Source organism: Pantoea vagans, from assembly GCF_001506165.1.
GTDB lineage: Bacteria > Pseudomonadota > Gammaproteobacteria > Enterobacterales > Enterobacteriaceae > Pantoea > Pantoea vagans_C.
On sequence record NZ_CP011427.1, the window covers coordinates 2,702,908 to 2,718,536 of the forward strand.

The 15,629-nt window shown below is 55.7% G+C and carries 15 protein-coding genes; 3 read left to right on the top strand and 12 right to left on the bottom strand.

Features of this window, described 5'->3' with window-relative positions; translation table 11 throughout:
- Nucleotides 1-6: 6 nt before the first annotated feature.
- The 4 genes from LK04_RS12610 to argH are packed head-to-tail and all read right to left on the bottom strand — an operon-like array spanning nt 7 to nt 3,942.
- Nucleotides 7-828 carry an ABC transporter substrate-binding protein gene (locus tag LK04_RS12610; protein WP_039329652.1) on the bottom strand — a complete coding sequence of 274 codons (822 nt, stop codon included), beginning with the start codon at nt 826-828 and terminating at the stop codon, nt 7-9.
- Between the two features lie 19 nt (nt 829-847).
- Nucleotides 848-1,612, bottom strand: coding sequence for an amino acid ABC transporter ATP-binding protein (locus tag LK04_RS12615; RefSeq protein WP_034820986.1), 765 nt, complete (start codon nt 1,610-1,612; stop codon nt 848-850).
- Between the two features lie 13 nt (nt 1,613-1,625).
- Entirely contained in the window at nt 1,626-2,504 is an 879-nt protein-coding gene (locus tag LK04_RS12620) for an amino acid ABC transporter permease (RefSeq protein ID WP_039329631.1), read from the bottom strand.
- Nucleotides 2,505-2,514: 10 nt separating this feature from the next.
- Nucleotides 2,515-3,942 carry an argininosuccinate lyase gene (gene argH / locus LK04_RS12625; RefSeq protein WP_039329633.1) on the bottom strand — a complete coding sequence of 476 codons (1,428 nt, stop codon included), beginning with the start codon at nt 3,940-3,942 and terminating at the stop codon, nt 2,515-2,517.
- 157 nt (nt 3,943-4,099) lie between these two features.
- Here argH and LK04_RS12630 point away from each other — a divergent pair, with 157 nt between their 5' ends.
- Nucleotides 4,100-5,071 carry a LysR family transcriptional regulator gene (locus LK04_RS12630; protein ID WP_039329635.1) on the top strand — a complete coding sequence of 324 codons (972 nt, stop codon included), beginning with the start codon at nt 4,100-4,102 and terminating at the stop codon, nt 5,069-5,071.
- Between the two features lie 38 nt (nt 5,072-5,109).
- Here the strand turns inward: LK04_RS12630 and LK04_RS12635 are convergent, their stop codons facing one another.
- Both LK04_RS12635 and LK04_RS12640 read right to left on the bottom strand, forming a co-directional pair.
- Nucleotides 5,110-5,628: a GNAT family N-acetyltransferase gene (locus LK04_RS12635; RefSeq protein ID WP_039329637.1), complete on the bottom strand. Its 519-nt coding sequence runs from the start codon at nt 5,626-5,628 to the stop codon at nt 5,110-5,112.
- The gene (locus LK04_RS12640; RefSeq protein ID WP_039329639.1) at nt 5,625-6,188 is read right to left on the bottom strand and encodes a helix-turn-helix domain-containing protein; all 564 of its coding nucleotides are present in this window, start codon (nt 6,186-6,188) and stop codon (nt 5,625-5,627) included. The genes LK04_RS12635 and LK04_RS12640 overlap by 4 nt, the downstream gene beginning before the upstream one ends.
- 151 nt (nt 6,189-6,339) lie before the next feature.
- Between LK04_RS12640 and LK04_RS12645 the strand changes: the two genes are divergently transcribed.
- On the top strand, nt 6,340-7,074 hold the full coding sequence (locus tag LK04_RS12645) for a MerR family transcriptional regulator (RefSeq protein WP_039329653.1): 735 nt from the start codon (nt 6,340-6,342) through the stop codon (nt 7,072-7,074).
- A gap of 171 nt (nt 7,075-7,245) precedes the next feature.
- On the opposite strand, the gene LK04_RS12650 is transcribed toward LK04_RS12645, so the two are convergent.
- Genes LK04_RS12650 through LK04_RS12665 form a run of 4 tightly spaced genes read right to left on the bottom strand, consistent with a single transcriptional unit; the run spans nt 7,246 to nt 10,983 of the window.
- Complete coding sequence (locus LK04_RS12650) at nt 7,246-7,977, bottom strand: ABC transporter permease (RefSeq protein ID WP_039329640.1); 732 nt, start codon at nt 7,975-7,977, stop codon at nt 7,246-7,248.
- Nucleotides 7,977-8,912 carry an ABC transporter ATP-binding protein gene (locus tag LK04_RS12655; protein ID WP_039329642.1) on the bottom strand — a complete coding sequence of 312 codons (936 nt, stop codon included), beginning with the start codon at nt 8,910-8,912 and terminating at the stop codon, nt 7,977-7,979. Before LK04_RS12655 ends, LK04_RS12650 begins: the two co-directional genes overlap by 1 nt.
- Nucleotides 8,905-10,071 (bottom strand): ABC transporter permease, encoded by a 1,167-nt coding sequence (locus LK04_RS12660; protein ID WP_039329644.1) that lies wholly within the window; start codon nt 10,069-10,071, stop codon nt 8,905-8,907. The genes LK04_RS12655 and LK04_RS12660 overlap by 8 nt, the downstream gene beginning before the upstream one ends.
- Nucleotides 10,072-10,074: 3 nt before the next feature.
- Complete coding sequence (locus LK04_RS12665) at nt 10,075-10,983, bottom strand: ABC transporter substrate-binding protein (RefSeq protein ID WP_039329646.1); 909 nt, start codon at nt 10,981-10,983, stop codon at nt 10,075-10,077.
- A 217-nt stretch (nt 10,984-11,200) separates the two neighbouring features.
- Between LK04_RS12665 and LK04_RS12670 the strand changes: the two genes are divergently transcribed.
- Nucleotides 11,201-12,667 (top strand): MFS transporter, encoded by a 1,467-nt coding sequence (locus tag LK04_RS12670; protein ID WP_039329648.1) that lies wholly within the window; start codon nt 11,201-11,203, stop codon nt 12,665-12,667.
- 31 nt (nt 12,668-12,698) lie between these two features.
- Here the strand turns inward: LK04_RS12670 and idi are convergent, their stop codons facing one another.
- Together idi and LK04_RS12680 are read right to left on the bottom strand one after the other, a co-directional pair.
- Nucleotides 12,699-13,232, bottom strand: coding sequence for an isopentenyl-diphosphate Delta-isomerase (gene idi, locus LK04_RS12675; RefSeq protein WP_039329650.1), 534 nt, complete (start codon nt 13,230-13,232; stop codon nt 12,699-12,701).
- Between the two features lie 795 nt (nt 13,233-14,027).
- A complete protein-coding gene (locus LK04_RS12680; protein WP_039331037.1) occupies nt 14,028-15,584 on the bottom strand; it encodes an MFS transporter in 1,557 nt (518 codons plus the stop codon).
- Nucleotides 15,585-15,629: the final 45 nt, after the last annotated feature.

The window sequence follows — 15,629 nt, forward strand, 5'->3', positions numbered from 1 at the left end:
GCTCCTTTAGCCCTGATTAACCATCGCTTTATCGATACCGTTATCGCTCAGGCCCCATTTGCTGAGGATCTTCTGGTACGAACCATCGGCAATCATGGCGTCAATCGCGGCCTGAATCGCTGTGGTCAGCTCGGTGGCATCTTTGCCCATCGCCATGCCGGTGTACTGGAAGGAGAAGGCTTTATCCAGTGGCTTAAAGGTGCCTTTTTCCAGATTCATGATGTACGGCAGGGTTTCGCTACCCTGTACTGCGCCATCCAGACGCCCCTGACGCAGCTGAGTACGCGCATCTGCCGTGCCTTCTGCGCCCACCACCACGATTGCCGGTTTACCTGCGGCTTCACAGTGTGCTTTCGACCAGTTGGCAATCTCTTGCGGGAAGGTGGTGCGACGGCTGGTGCCGACTTTCTTACCGCACAGATCCATCGCGCTGTTGATCTCAGTATGAGAACTCAAGGTGTAGAACTGTGGACCGGTTTTGAAGTAGTCGATGAAGTTGACCACCTTCTGGCGCTCTTTGGTGTCAGTCATGCCTGACATCACCAGATCAACGCGTTTGGTGACCACGGCGTTAACCATCTGCTCAAAAGCGATCTCTTGCCAGTTGATCTTTACGCCCAGCTTTTCACCAATCGCCTGGCCGAGATCGTAATCGACACCGGTGAGCTGATTGGTTGCCGGATCTTTAAAGTCCATTGGCGGGTAGTTCGGCATAATCGCGACCGTTAGCCCTTTCTCTTTGATTGCCGCAGGTACAGCGATATCTGCCCAGGCAGAAGATTGCAGCAACACAGCAGCACTGATGGCACTCAATAACAGCTTTTTCATGTTTTTCACCCCGGTCACATTAAAGAAGAATCGCGTTTATAAAGTTTTTCATCCGTGGGTTCTGCGGGTTCAGCAGAATGTCTTCTGGTGCGCCCTGCTCAATAATTCGTCCCTCATCCATAAACACCACCTGATTAGCCACCTCACGGGCAAAGCCCATTTCGTGCGTGACCACCAGCATGGTGGTGCCCTCTTTTGCCAACTGACGCATCACTGCCAGCACTTCACCGACCATTTCCGGATCCAGCGCTGAGGTGGGTTCGTCGAACAGCATCAGTTTCGGTTTCATTGCCAGTGCGCGGGCAATCGCCACCCGCTGCTGCTGCCCACCGGATAACGATTGCGGATAGTCATGCGCCTTGTGCGCCAGACCCACCCGATCCAGCAGTGCCATGGCCTCTTCACTGGCTTCACGTTTCGGACGCAGCAAAACACGGCAGGGTCCTTCGATGATGTTCTCCAGCGCGGTTTTGTGCGGGAACAAGTTGAAGCGCTGGAACACCATGCCGGTTTGCAGGCGCTGACGTGCAATCTGCTTGTCGCTCAGTGCATGTAACTTGTTGCCGGCAATGCGATAACCCGCCAGTTCGTTGTCAACCCAGATTCCGCCTTGATCGACCTTCTCCAACTGATTGATGCAGCGTAAAAAGGTGCTCTTACCCGATCCCGATGGGCCGAGGATGCACATCACCTCGCCGTAATTGACCTCAAGGCTGACATCCTTCAAGGCGTGGAACTGGTCGAAATATTTGTTCACCTTGACGGCGCGCACGATGTTTCTCATGTCTCACTCCCAATTACTGACGCTGGCGATGGCCGCGTGAGAAGTAGCGTTCCAACTGGCTCTGACCAAATGACAGCACGGTCACCACAATCAGGTACCAGATGCCCGCCACGAACAGCAGCTCCATCACGCGCGCATTGGCGAAGTAGATGGTTTGCGTGTTGTAGAGCAGTTCCGAGTACTGGATCATGCTCGCCAGGCTGGTGGTCTTGATCATGCTGATGAATTCGTTACCCACGGGCGGCAGTATCACGCGCATCGCCTGTGGCAAAATAATGCGCTGCAGCGCTTGCAGACGTGGCATCCCGATGGCTTTTGCGGCTTCGTATTGCCCGGTATCCACCGACAGCAAACCGGCACGCACCACTTCCGAGGTGTAAGCCCCTTGGTTGATACTCAGGCCCAGCAACGCCGCCAGAAAGGGCGTCATGATGGTGACGGTTTGCACGCTGAACACGCCGGGAATACTGATAGTGGGAAACACCAGCGCGAGGTTGAACCACAGCAGCAGTTGCAGAATCAGCGGCGTGCCGCGGAAAATCCAGGCGTAGCCCACCGCGATGTAGTGCAGCACCGGGTTCGGCGACATATACATGATCGCGGTGATCACCCCGAACAACACGCCCAGCCCCATTGCCAGCACGGACATGATCAAGGTGTTAACCACACCGTTGAGGATGGCCTGCGCGGTAAAGAACTGGCCGACAAACGACCATTCGATATTGCCGTGTGCGAAGGCATTCACCAGCAGCGCCAGCAGGATCAGGATGACGACGGAGGCGGTGATACGGCCGTAGTAACGACGCGGCACCACCTGATAGCGGTCAAGATCGTAGTGCATCTGCTCGCGACTGTTATTCAGGCTGGGTTCTACCGGGGTGGATTGCGACATAGATGACTCCTCAGGCACGCGGGCCAGCGTAATCTTCGGTCCAGCGCTGCTGGTCCTGCATCAGGGTTTGCAGGCGGGCCAGTTGCTCGCGCACACGTGCTGGAGCGGTGCCGCCGTAGCCACTGCGGGCCGCCAGCGCTGCTTCTAACGTCAACGCACTGCGCACATCCGGCGTTAAACGCGCATCCACCGCCTGCAACTGCGTATCGCTCAGATCGGACAAGCCGCAATTTTCCTGCTCGCACAGCTGTACCAGTTGACCGGTGATTTCATGCGCTTCACGGAATGGCACGCCGCGCATCGCCAGCCAGTCGGCCACTTCGGTCGCCAGCGTAAAGCCATCGGGTGCCTGATCGCGCATCACATCGGTGTTGAATTTCAGCGTCGACATCATGCCCGCCATCGCTGGCAGTACCAGCAGCAGCGTGTCTACGGCATCAATCACGTTGCGCTTGTCATCACTGAGATCGCGGTTGTAGGAGAGTGGCATGGCTTTCATGGTGGTGAGCAGCGCCATCAGGTTGCCGACCAAACGGCCTGAGCGACCACGTGTCAGCTCAGCGATATCGGGGTTTTTCTTCTGCGGCATGATTGAGCTGCCGGTGGCGTAGCTGTCGTGCAACTCGACCCAGCGGAACTGGCGTGAGGCCCACATGCACACCTCTTCGCACAGACGCGACAGGTTGATGCCGATCATGCTGGTGACAAACAGGAATTCTGCGGCGTAATCGCGGCTGGCGACGGCATCAATCGAGTTCTCACAAGGTGCCAGGTAAGCGAGGTCGGCGGCCGCCTGTTCTGGCTGGCGCGCAATTGCCGATCCCGCCATCGCCGCGGCACCCAATGGGCAGCGTGCGCTACGGCGATCCCAATCCTGCATACGTTCGATATCACGAGAGAACGATTGCGCATGCGCCAGCAGTTGATGGCCGAAGACGATAGGCTGGGCTTGCTGTAAATGGGTGAAGCCCGGCGCCACGCTGTTGGTGTGTTGGGCGGCTTGCTCAACCAACGATTGCTGCAATGCCAGCAGCGCCGTGACCACCTTGCGACCGTTATCGCGTAGGTAGAGGCGTAAATCGTTAACGGTTTGATCGTTGCGTGAACGGCCAGCACGCAGTTTGCCGCCCAGTGGCCCTAAACGCTCGGTCAGTGCGCGTTCGATAAAGGTATGCACATCTTCATCCGCCGCGATGGGATGCAGATTTCCCGCACGGTAATCCGCATCCAGCGCGTCTATCGCCGCCAGCATGGTGCTCAGTTCGTCGGCACTCAGCAGATCACCGCGTGCCAGTTCACGTGCATGTGCCCGGCAGCCCGCCAGATCGTAAGGTGCCAAGGCAAAGTAATAATCCGGGCTACGTGAGAGCGCGGTTAAACTGGCCGCTGGTGCCGCTTTAAAACGCGCGCCCCATAACAGTTCGGCATTATCAGACATGCTATTTCCCCTTACAGATAATCTTCAGCGATATGAAAAAAATATGGATATCTCAGCAGCGATAATAAAAACTTATTTTATTGCCAAGCTGGTAAATACGTCATATTTCAGGTTCACTGTACTTTCACCGCAATTATTCCGGAGTTGAATAGCAAAGATGGAAAGTAAAGTTTCCCAGTCAGGAAACAATGTGAATCATCGCGGCGATAATGCGGTTCTGGCACTGAGTAATATCGACTTAAAATTACTGCGGGTATTTAAGTGCGTGGTGGAAGCCGGTGGATTAACTGCAGCCAGTCACGAATTGAATATTGGTCTGGCGGCGATCAGCAAACAAGTTTCCGACCTGGAGATTCGCCTCGGCATGACGCTGTGCAGCCGTGGGCGCGAAGGTTTTGAGCTGACGCAGTACGGTATCAACGTCTATCAGGCCACGCTTGAACTGTTTGTCTCGCTGAATCTGTTCCGTGAGCGCCTGCACAACAGCCGTAATGAGTTGCTGGGTGATATCGCCATTTGTGTGGTGGATAACACGATCTCCGACCCGCAATCGCCGGTCACCGATGCGGTGCAGCAACTGCACCAGAATGCACCAAAAGTACAGATTCGATTACAGACCGCGCAATTAGATGATATTGAGCGCGGTATCAGTGAAGGGCGTTTTCATTGCGGCATCGCCCCTGTTTATGAAATGAAAAATGATTTTGATTACTTCCCACTTTATAAAGAATATTCAAAATTATATTGCTCCATGTCACATCCTTTATATTCTGGCTCTTGTGATAAAAAAGTATCAGTGGAAACATTACGTGAGCAGAAGATTATTAATCATTTATATGTCACCCCGCGTGATGACCGCCGCATCATTCCGTTGCAGGACAGCGGTGCTCAGGCCGTGCAGGTTGAATCTGTCGCGATGCTGATTTTAACCGGTCACTTTATTGGTTATTTGCCGGAGCATTATGCCGCGCCCTTTATTGCACGCGGTCAGCTCTGTGAGTTGGGTGATGAATCAGTGCGGCGTGAAAATCCCTTCTGCCTGCTGATTAAGAAAGGCCGGAAAATTAATCCGATTATCCGGCTGTTTATGCAGGCATTGGGGCTGGGTGAGGCAGCTGGCGCGCACTGAGATGGTGCAGATCACTGCGGTCTGACCCTCTCACCCCGTTATTTGACCCACTTATACATCACCGTCGTTGCATCCAGAGCCCCTTCGGTCGACTCCGCATAATAGGGAATCGATCCCGCGATTTGCCATGCCATCGATAAATAGAGATCGGTTGCCACGTCGCCGCTGCGCGTATCCAGTACCAGCAGCGTTTTACCCTGCCCTGTGGCCAACTGCTCGGCGTGCTGCATCAAGCGACGGGCAATCCCCTGGCGCCGGGCATCAGGGTGCACCAGCAGTTTGCTGATCTCCGCACGGTGGCGTCCATTCGGCATCGCACTGAATCCCACCATCACCGTTGCCACGATCACGCCCTGCTGCCAGGCCACCAGCAGTTGATTATCGCCGCTGGCCAGGCTGAAGATCTTATCCTGCCAAAAGCGCTCCATCGCACCACGATCGGCTGCATCAATAAATCCCACGCTGGCGCCGTCTGCCACGCACCCTTGCAACACATCGGTTAACGCCGCCAACAGAGGTTGGGCTTGCGTCGCGCTTAATTGTTCGATCTCAATCATGGCTTACACACCACCAAAAGGTAACGCGCGCCCCCTTCAGGATGCGCTTCAAAGGAGGATTTCCCCGTGAGATGGAAGCGCAGGCAGTCACTCGCCTGTAAAGTCCAACGCTGTTCATCCATGGTGAACGTCAACTCGCCAGATTGCAGCCAGATGTGTTGTTCCAGTCCCTGCACCGGGGGCGCGTTGTACTCAATACGCGCACCGGGCTGTAGCACGCACTCCACCACTTCGGCTTTGAACTGGCTGGCAGGTGGCGACACGCTGCGACGCTGATAGCCGCTGGCTTCATCGTGCCAGACCGTCTGGTCGCTGGCTTTCAACAGCAGCGCCGACTCTTCTTCCACTTCACTCAGCAAACGCGACATGGTTAAGCCGTAAGCCACACACAGTCGGTTAAGCAAAGCGGCTGTCGGGCTGGTTTCGGCGCGTTCAATGCGCGACAATGACGCACGACTGATGCCTGTCGCCATTGCCAACTCGTCTAACGACCAGCCACGTTGTACCCGCAACTCGGCCAGTCGGGCGGCCAGTCGGTCTTCCGTATTTAACACAGACATCGTCACCTCTCATTTATGGGAATTAAATCTCAATAATGAGATAGAACCTGAAATCGTGCACTGGGTCAAGTTGTACAGGAACAAAAGAGTTGTACAACCCAAGCGTGACGGTTAAGGTGTTGTAATGCAGGTCAGAATTTTTGAGGACGCTATGGCCTTATACAGTATCGGTGATGTTGCCGAGCGCTGTGGAATCAACCCGGTAACACTGCGCGCCTGGCAGCGCCGTTACGGTTTACTTAAACCCCAGCGCACCGAAGGCGGACATCGTCAGTTTGATGACGAAGATGTTCAGCGTATTGAAGAGATCAAACGCTGGATAGAGAGTGGTGTGCCTGTCGGTAAGGTCAAAGCCTTGCTGGAAGGCGAAACCGTGAATGCGCATGATGGCTGGAGCGCGCTGCAGGAAGAGTTAATGGGCGTGCTGCGACATGTTCGCCCCGCTAAATTACGCACTAAAATCGCCACGATTGGCCGCGAACATCCGGTGGATGCGTTGATCGATCACATTTTTGTGCCAGTGCGTCAACGCCTTGGGCTCGACCAAAACACCGCGCGCACCATGTGCAGCCTGCTGGATGGTGCGTTGATAGATTACGTGACCTTTTGCCTGGCGAGTGGACGGAAAAAAGCCGGCAAAGATGCGTTAATGATTGGCTGGGGTGTCGAAGATCGCACACGCATCTGGCTGGAAGCCTGGCGCTTATCGCAACAGGGTTGGCGCATGGATGTGTTAGCCGAACCGCTGGATATGCCGCGTCCTGAGCTTTTTCCCGGCCAAAATTTGTTTATCTGGACAGGTAAAAAGCCGACGCGCCGTCAGTTAGAGCAGTTTGAACACTGGCAGGCGCAAGGATTTTCCATCCACATCCACGATCCCGCTTAACGAAAAATCGCACACTCGGCCTTTGCCTCGCCGGATGTGCGCGCTATCATGCCGCACTCCATGACTTTACTCAGGTTTCCATTATGAACTGGAATAAAATTTTCATCGGCACCCTGTTTGCCGTGATGGCCATTGGCGGCATGGGCGGCATGATGTTGGTTGGTTACAGCCTTATCCTTCCCAGCCACTGAGTGTTCTCTGCACGCGCTCTAATACGCGATCGCAGATTAACGCCAGTAACGCCACCAGCACGGCCCCCTGAATGACATAGGCGGTGTTAAAGCCGCTGAGTCCGATGATCACCGGCGAGCCTAAACTCTCCGCGCCCACGGTAGACGCAATGGTCGCCGTGCCGATGTTGATCATCACCGAAGTACGCACTCCGGCCATGATCACCGGAGCCGCCAGCGCCAGTTCAATCTGCCACAGACGTTGCCAGGGCCCCATGCCCAGCCCGATAGCGATTTCGCGATTGCTGGCCGGCACGCTGTCTAATCCCGCTAACGTGCCCTGCAGAATGGGTAGCAGTCCGTAAAGGAACAGTGCCATGATCGCGGGCGTCGCGCCAAAACCCATCACCGGCACCGCAATCGCCAACACCGCCACCGGTGGAAAGGTTTGCCCGGCTGCTGCTAACGTCTCCAGTAGCGGACGAAAAGCCCGTCCGGCGCGACGTGTGGCAAATACCGCACAGCCGACCCCGACCACCAGCGCCAGCATGCTGCCACTCAACACCAATGAAAGATGTGCCAACGCCAACTGCCAAAAACTCTCCTGCTGATACAGCGGCCGATCCAGCTGCGGGAACCAGTGGGCGAACAGCGGTCCACTGTGCGGTAATCCCCACAGCAGCAGCAAAAACGCGGCCAGCAACCAGTAGAGTGGATCGCGCAACAGACGCATTAACCGGCCTCCCGCTGGCGTAGCAGATCGCTGAAATGCAGCACACCAAGCGGCTGCTGATGCTGATCCACCACCGGCAACTTATCTGTGCGTCGGGCGATAAATTGCGACAACGCTTCACGCAGCGTGAGTGCCGCAGCAATCGGTTCGCCCTCCAGCCACTCTCCTCGCCGAGCCGCACTGCCTGCGCGTCCCAACGCGAGCAATCGCACGCCCAACTCACTGCGGCCAAAGAAGGCACGCGCGAAATCATTGGCCGGCTGCGTCAACAGTTCGATGGGTTTGCCCTGCTGAACAATCTCTCCACCGTCCATCAGCACCAACCGATCGGCCAGCGTGAGAGCTTCATCGATGTCATGCGTCACCAGCACCACGGTTCGCCCCGAGAGCTTCTGAATACGCAGCATCTCCTGCTGCAGTGCCTGACGATTCACCGGGTCGAGTGCACCAAAGGGTTCATCCATCAATAACAGTTCCGGATCGGCAGCCAGCGCACGCGCTACCCCGACTCGCTGTTGCTGTCCGCCAGAGAGTTGATGCGGAAACCGTGATGCCAGATGCGCGTCCAGATTCAACAATGCCAGCAACTCCTCCACGCGCTGATTAATTTTCGCCTGCGGCCAGCCCAGTAAAGCGGGCACGGTGGCGATATTTTTCGCCACATTCCAGTGAGGGAACAGCCCAATAGACTGGATGGCATAACCGATACGGCGGCGTAAGGCGCGCGCATCCATACGCTCAATGGCTTCTCCGTTGAACAGGATCTCACCGCTGTCATGTTCCACCAGCCGGTTAATCATCTTCAGGGTGGTGGATTTGCCCGAGCCGGACGTGCCAATTAATACGGTAAAACTGCCTTTCTCAATATGCAGCGTCAGATCTCGCACCGCCGTTTTGCCAGCAAACACTTTGCTGACCTGGTGAAACTCAATCATGTGACCTCTCCAACAGTGCCGACAGTAAACGCAACGCGGCATCAAACATCACCGCCAGCGCCACCACCGGAATCACGCCCAGCAAGACCAAATCCAGTGCGCTACTCAGTAATCCCTGAAACAGAATCGCGCCAAATCCTCCGGCACCAATCAGCGCTGCCACCACCGCCAGCCCCACGGTTTGCACCACCACCACGCGCAAACCCGATAGCCACACCGGCAGCGCCAGCGGCAGTTCTGCATGCCAGAATTGTTGCAGCGCACTCATCCCCATACCGCGCGCGGTTTCACGCACCTCTTGTGGCACTTGCTGTAATCCGGCCACCACGCTGCGCACCAACGGCAATAGCGCATAGAGCACCAAAGCGATCAGCGCCGGGGCGGTGCCAATTCCGCTGATACCCCAGCTCGCCAGCACCGGGAAGGCAGAAGCCAAACCGGCTAACGGCGCGATCAGCAGACCAAAAAGTGCAACAGAAGGAATGGTTTGAATCAGGTTTAACACGCTGAAGGCGGCACTTTGCCAGTGTGGCCGTCGGGCAATCACCAACCCTAGCGGTACACCAAGCATTAATGTCGGCAGTAGCGTGCCACCCAACAGCAGCAGATGCTGGCTAAAGGCCGCATCAAACACCGACTTACGGTTGGCGTACTCTTTTAACAGAGATAAGTGATCGAGGTGCCCGCTGAGCAACAATACCAGCGGCACCAGCCAGATTTGCAGATTCAGCAGAATGCGCCAGGGCGTGCTGGCAGCCAGTTGGCGGATGACCTCAGCCGCCAGGAGTAACGCCAGCGCGGCGGCACACCATAAACCACTGCCCAACGAGGTACGCGCCAGCGGACTGCCGCCATTCGCCAGGGCGCTCGCGGCATGCCCGGCGATACCCACCAACAACGCCAGCATGACTTCAGCTGCCAGCATGGCCACAAGCAGAGGGTAACGATGCGGCTGGCACCACAATCCCAGCCATAGCACCAGCAACGGCAGCAGCAACCACCAGGATTGCGCTACCTGCCACAGCATCAGCGGCTGCCCCGAGACCAGACGATTCGCCGCAAAGCTCAGCAACGGCAATGCAAACAGGGCGAGCGTGATCAGCAGTGTAAGCACCAGCAGCACCGGCTGCTGGCGCGGTCTAAGCAACAGAGGCGGCACTGCTTACAGCAACTTATTCTGCTGCAACCACTGCTGCGCGACCTGGCCGGCATCCTGACCTTCAACCGCAATCTGCGCGTTTAATTGTTGCAAGGTCTTCTCATCCAGCTTGCTAAACACCGGCTGCAGCCAGTTGGCGATATCTGGATACTGTTGTAGCACGCTGGCGCGAATCACCGGCGTCGGTGCATAGATCGGTTGCACACCTTTAGGATCGTTCAGGGTTTGCAGACCCAGCGCCGCCACCGGACCATCGGTGCCATACGCCATCGCCGCATTGACGCCCGACGTTTGCTGCGCCGCCGCTTTGATGGTCACCGCGGTATCCCCGCCCGCCAGCGACAATAGCTGCGATTGATCCAGCTTGAAGTTATAGGCTTTTTCAAAGGCGGGCAGTGCGTCACTGCGTTCGATAAATTCCGCGGACGCGGCCAGCTTGAAAGTGCCGCCTTTTTTCAGGTAAGCACTGAGGTCGTCGAGGGAGTGAAGATTGTTTTTCTGCGCCACATCGCCACGCACCGCAATCGTCCAGGTGTTGTTGGCTGGGGCGGGTGTCAGCCAGACCAGATGGTTTTTATCGGCATCGAGCTTTTTCACTTTCTCGTAGCCCTGTTGTGCATTCTTCCAGGCGGCGTCTTTCTCATCGTTGAAGAAAAATGCGCCGTTACCGGTGTATTCCGGATAGATATCCAGTTCACCCGCCGTAATCGCGCCGCGCACCACTTGGGTGGTGCCGAGCTGGATTTTGTTGACGGTTTTCACTCCGTGTTTGTCCAGAACCTGCAGGATAATGTTCCCCAGCAGCGAACCTTCGGTATCGATTTTCGATCCCACCTTGACCGGATCAGCAGCGTTAGCCGCGCCCACACTCATCGCTAACGCGATCATCCCCAATAAACCCTGCTTAATCATGCCGCTTTCCTCTGCTTATGTTTCGCTGTGTGACTATCAAGCGTAGCCTGGCGAAACCAGATGGGGGCGGTCAAGCCGCGCAGTTCGAGCTTTTTCTGCTATGAATTGCGCATTGTTTATAACCGTAACGAAGGACTTATAACCAAATGGAATTTTTAAAGCGTTGACTGGGGATTATTCTCATAGGCCCACTCTTTACAATAAAATACATAACATCATGTCCGACTTAGCTTCTCCGGCGCACGTCGCGCTGGCAGGGAATACGCCATCAGGCGAAACAAAATGGATTCGCAGCGCGGCTGACGTGTCGAATCTTGTCAATAACAGCAATGAATCGCGCAGTAACGCGCGCATTGTGGTCGCTATCGCGCTGGGCGGCGTGTTTCTTGATGCGTACGACCTCGGCGCACTGGCCTTTGGCATCAAAGACGTCACGCGCGAATTTAATCTCACCCCCACCGGCACCGGTATGGTGGCCTCGGCCATCACTTTCGGCGCGATTGTCGGCGCCCTGATCGGCGGTTATCTCACGGATAAAATCGGCCGCTACCGCGTCTTTATGGCGGATATGTTCTTCTTCGTGGTCGCTGCGCTGGCCTGCGCCTTTGCGCCGAACGAATATGTGTTAGGCGGTGCGCGCTTCGTGATGGGGTTGGGGGTCGGCATTGATTTGCCGGTGGCGATGGCGTTTCTGGCGGAGTTTTCCAAACTGCGCGGACAGGGCAATAAGGCGGCCAGTGTGGCGATGTGGTGCCCCACCTGGTATGCGGCAATCAGTATTTCCTATCTGCTGGTGTTACTGCTGTATGCGGTGCTGCCGGAGAGTCACACCGACTGGCTGTGGCGTCTGATTCTTGGTTTTGGCGCGGTTCCCGCGTTGTTGATCATCGCGATTCGCAGCCGTTATATGAGTGAATCTCCGGTCTGGGCGGCGAATCAGGGCAACCTGCAGGGGGCAGCACAGATCCTGCAACGCTCCTACAACATCAACGCGCAGGTGGCGGATGATGCCGATTTAACCCAGGCCAAACCGGTACGCAAGGCCAGCTGGCGCAACTATGGCGCGCTGCTTCAGGGTGTCTATCGACGCCGGACGATTTTAGCCACGGTGACCTCTATTGCTTCATCGTTCGCCTATAACGCGGTGGCGTTTGGCCTGCCGGTGATCATTTCGAGTTTCTTCGCCCAATCGATGCTGACCACCATTCTGGTGTCGCTGGCGCTCAACCTGCTGTTTGCGTTTGTCGGCGGATTGCTGGCCGTGCGTCTGGTGCCGCGTCTCGGTGCCTGGAAGATGTCCGTAGTGGGTTACAGCTGCCAGTGTATTGCACTGCTCGGACTGGCTTTGATTGGCCGTCCTGAAGGCGGTGAACAGGCCGCCGTTGCCATCGCCATGCTGGCGCTGTTCCTGTTTGGTCAGGGATTTGGGCCGGGCTCGCACACCATGACGTTCGCTTCACTGAGCTATCCGGCTTCACTGCGTGGCGTCGGCGTTGGCTTTAACCAGACGCTGATGCGCGGCAGTTCGACCGTGTCGCTGTTTGTTTTCCCGCTACTGGTCGCCGCGTTTGGTACTGGGGTATTTTGGGTGATCTTCCTTGCTCCGTTGATCGGATTGCTGGCTCTGCTGGCGATTCGCTGGGAACCCTCAGGCTACGATGTCGATGCGGAAGACTTTAGCTAGAATGACGACGCCCCATGCATGGGGCGTTTTTTTATGCAGTCAGGCGGAAGTCGCCAAGGGTATTGGGGATGCGTGGGAAGGTGTGCAGGAACCAGGGCGTAAACTGCTCAGGATCATCCTGCATTTCCTGCTGAATCTGCGCAATCGAGCGATAGCACCAGGCATCCGCTTCTTCCGGATTGAGTTGCGGCTCAACATCGCTGATGGCGAAGAACACATGACCGTATTCGTGCTCGGTCAAACCATTGCTGAGCGGCAGGTTGTAGCTCAATTCGAATACAGGGGTCAGCGCTAACTGCATACCCATCTCTTCACGCAAGCGACGTTCTGCGGCATCGCGCGTCGACTCCTGTGGGTAAGGATGACCACAACAGGTGTTGCTCCACAAGCCACCACAGTGATATTTGCCGTTTGCACGGCGCTGCAGCAGCAGTTCATGGCGCGAATTGAACACGTAGACCGTCACCGCACGATGCAGTAATCCTTTCTCATGTACTTCCAGCTTTTCCATCTTGCCGGTGGGACGATCGAGGTGGTCGACGAGAATAACTTCAATGGCGGGCATGACAACTCCTTCGGAAAATTCTCAGCTATTGTACACAACCTCTGAGCCTGAATCTGAGGAAATCGCGCACATTCCGTGCGCTGGCGCGATGAAGATAAGCTTAGCAGCCATAAGGCAAATAGCGGAAAATTTGCAACGATGCGCCAGGTGTGCGCACAGGATCGTTGTAGGGTCACCATTTATGGCTTAATGCTCGTCAGTTAAGAACTCAGGCTGCTTATTAATAAGTGGCCTGTCTTTTCAGTGCGGGCTCTGCCGCCACTACTGCCCCCTCTGGGCCGTCCTCGCGCCGCTAAAGCGGTACCTTCGACTTCCACGTCGTGCCGGACGGACCGTTCGCGGATGACCATCCATGGTCGGCCGCGAACTGCCCCACGCCTCCCCGCGTGGGGCTCCTGGCCCAACGTAAAAGTCTCAGCGCTGCGGATAACCCAGAGGGGGCAGCAGAGGCGTCATAGCCTCAGACAATGTGCCCTTTTTAACAAGTCGCACTGAAGCTAATGAGCCGGCTGGGGTCGCACCGGGGCTGGCATTCCGCAGCGCTGAGCTGAGCGAGTATGCCAGGAGAGCCCGCAGGACGCGGGCGAAAGGTGGCGCTGGAACATGGATGTTCCATCGGCACCGGTCCGTAAGGCAGACGAGTGAAGTGAAGGCACCGCGTAGCGGCGCGAGGACCGCCAGCCCCGGTGCGGCCCCAGACGGCGTTATCGTCTGTCGCTTAACTGACAAGCACTACGCCATTTATGGCGACCCAAAAGCGCTTGATTAAGCAGCATGATGCCCTGCTTTATGTCCCTACTCTTTTAATTTAACGCTCTGAATGATCACCGGCTCACTGGTTGTTTTCTTATGCCCCGCCCCCCACACCTCGTCATAGGAATATCCGGTGAGGTCTTTAATCACCACGCGGGTTTCTGCATCGCAGTGCGCGGGGGCGCCGCCCAACTTGCGGCGCGCCACTTCTTTGATCAACAACTTGTGGCTACGCTGGGTCAACTTGAACTTAAAGGTCAGCCAGAAACTCACCGCCAGCAATGCGCTGGTGACGAACACCATTAGCCCGACAATCGCATGAATGGCACTCTCAGGCTGTGCGCCATTGCCCTTCACGAATCCGCTCTCTTGCAGCACGATGCCGATCATAAAGATGGCGATGGCAACCGAGCTTTTACGCGTCAGCACCATCACGCCCGCGAAAATGCCTTCGCGTCGTTTGCAGGTCACCATCTCATCGATATCCGGTATAAAGCTGTAAATATTCCACGGGATGTAAAACAGCCCTGCACGCACAATCCCGAGGAAGAGAAATAGCGTGCTGAACAGCAGCGTCGGTATCTGCCACTGCCACAAATAGACAGCAAATAGCAGAACGAAGATGGCGGTGATACTGAGATAGCAGATCCTCAGCGCATTAGAAGGCGTCATGTTATATCGCCCCAGCAGCATCATAAAAATAAAGGTGCCAGGGATAGACATAAACATCATATTACTCAGTAGCAGTGAGGCTAATGAAGCATCCTGCTTGAGACCGTAAATCACGAAATAGGTAAAGACCGCCAAAAAGGCGTCCATCGCGGTAAATGAGCAGATATAGATCAGCAAATGCTGGCGAAACGCTTTGATTTTGAATGACGACGCCAAATCCACAAACAGAAATTTAAGGTGCGAACCCAAACTGCCGCTTCGCGCGGATCGTTGCGCGACATCCTCCTCCGGTTGAATATCCTTTGCCTCCCAGGTGGTCAGCCAGGTAACAAACACGGCGATGCAATAAATCACCGAGAAAATCACCCCAGTCAGGGTAAAGGTGATGGCATTATCTTTACCGGTGTAGGACATGATCACCCCCGGCACAGAAACCGCGAGGAAACTGCCAAGCGCGGAGAACATCAGTCGCACACCAGAAAGGCGGGTACGCTCGCTAAATCGGTTGGTCATCTCGGATGACAAGGTTTCCCACGGCACCAGTATCATCGCTGACAGCAATTCAATCGTGAGATAAGTGCCCAGATAGTACCAATAGCCCATATCCGTCACCCAGAGTGCGCCATACAGCAGCATTAACGGTGAGGAGATCAAAATAAAGAAGCGGCGGCGACCAAATTTACGCCCCAGCCAGGTATTACCGAAATTATCGGTGATATAACCCATAATCGGACTTAATATCGCGTCGATCACGCGGGCAATAGCAAATATCGAACCGGCTTCAAATACCGATAATCCGCAGTAGGTGGTATAGAAAAACAGCAGCCAGGTGCCAATTACCGCAAAGGCACCGCCGCCAAATAAGTCAGTTAATCCGTAGCCTATAGCTACGCCATAACCGACGCGACGTTCTGTAGGTTTAACCATCGATCCGATTCCTGTTCTGGTAGGGGTGTAATAACGGCAAGGTGC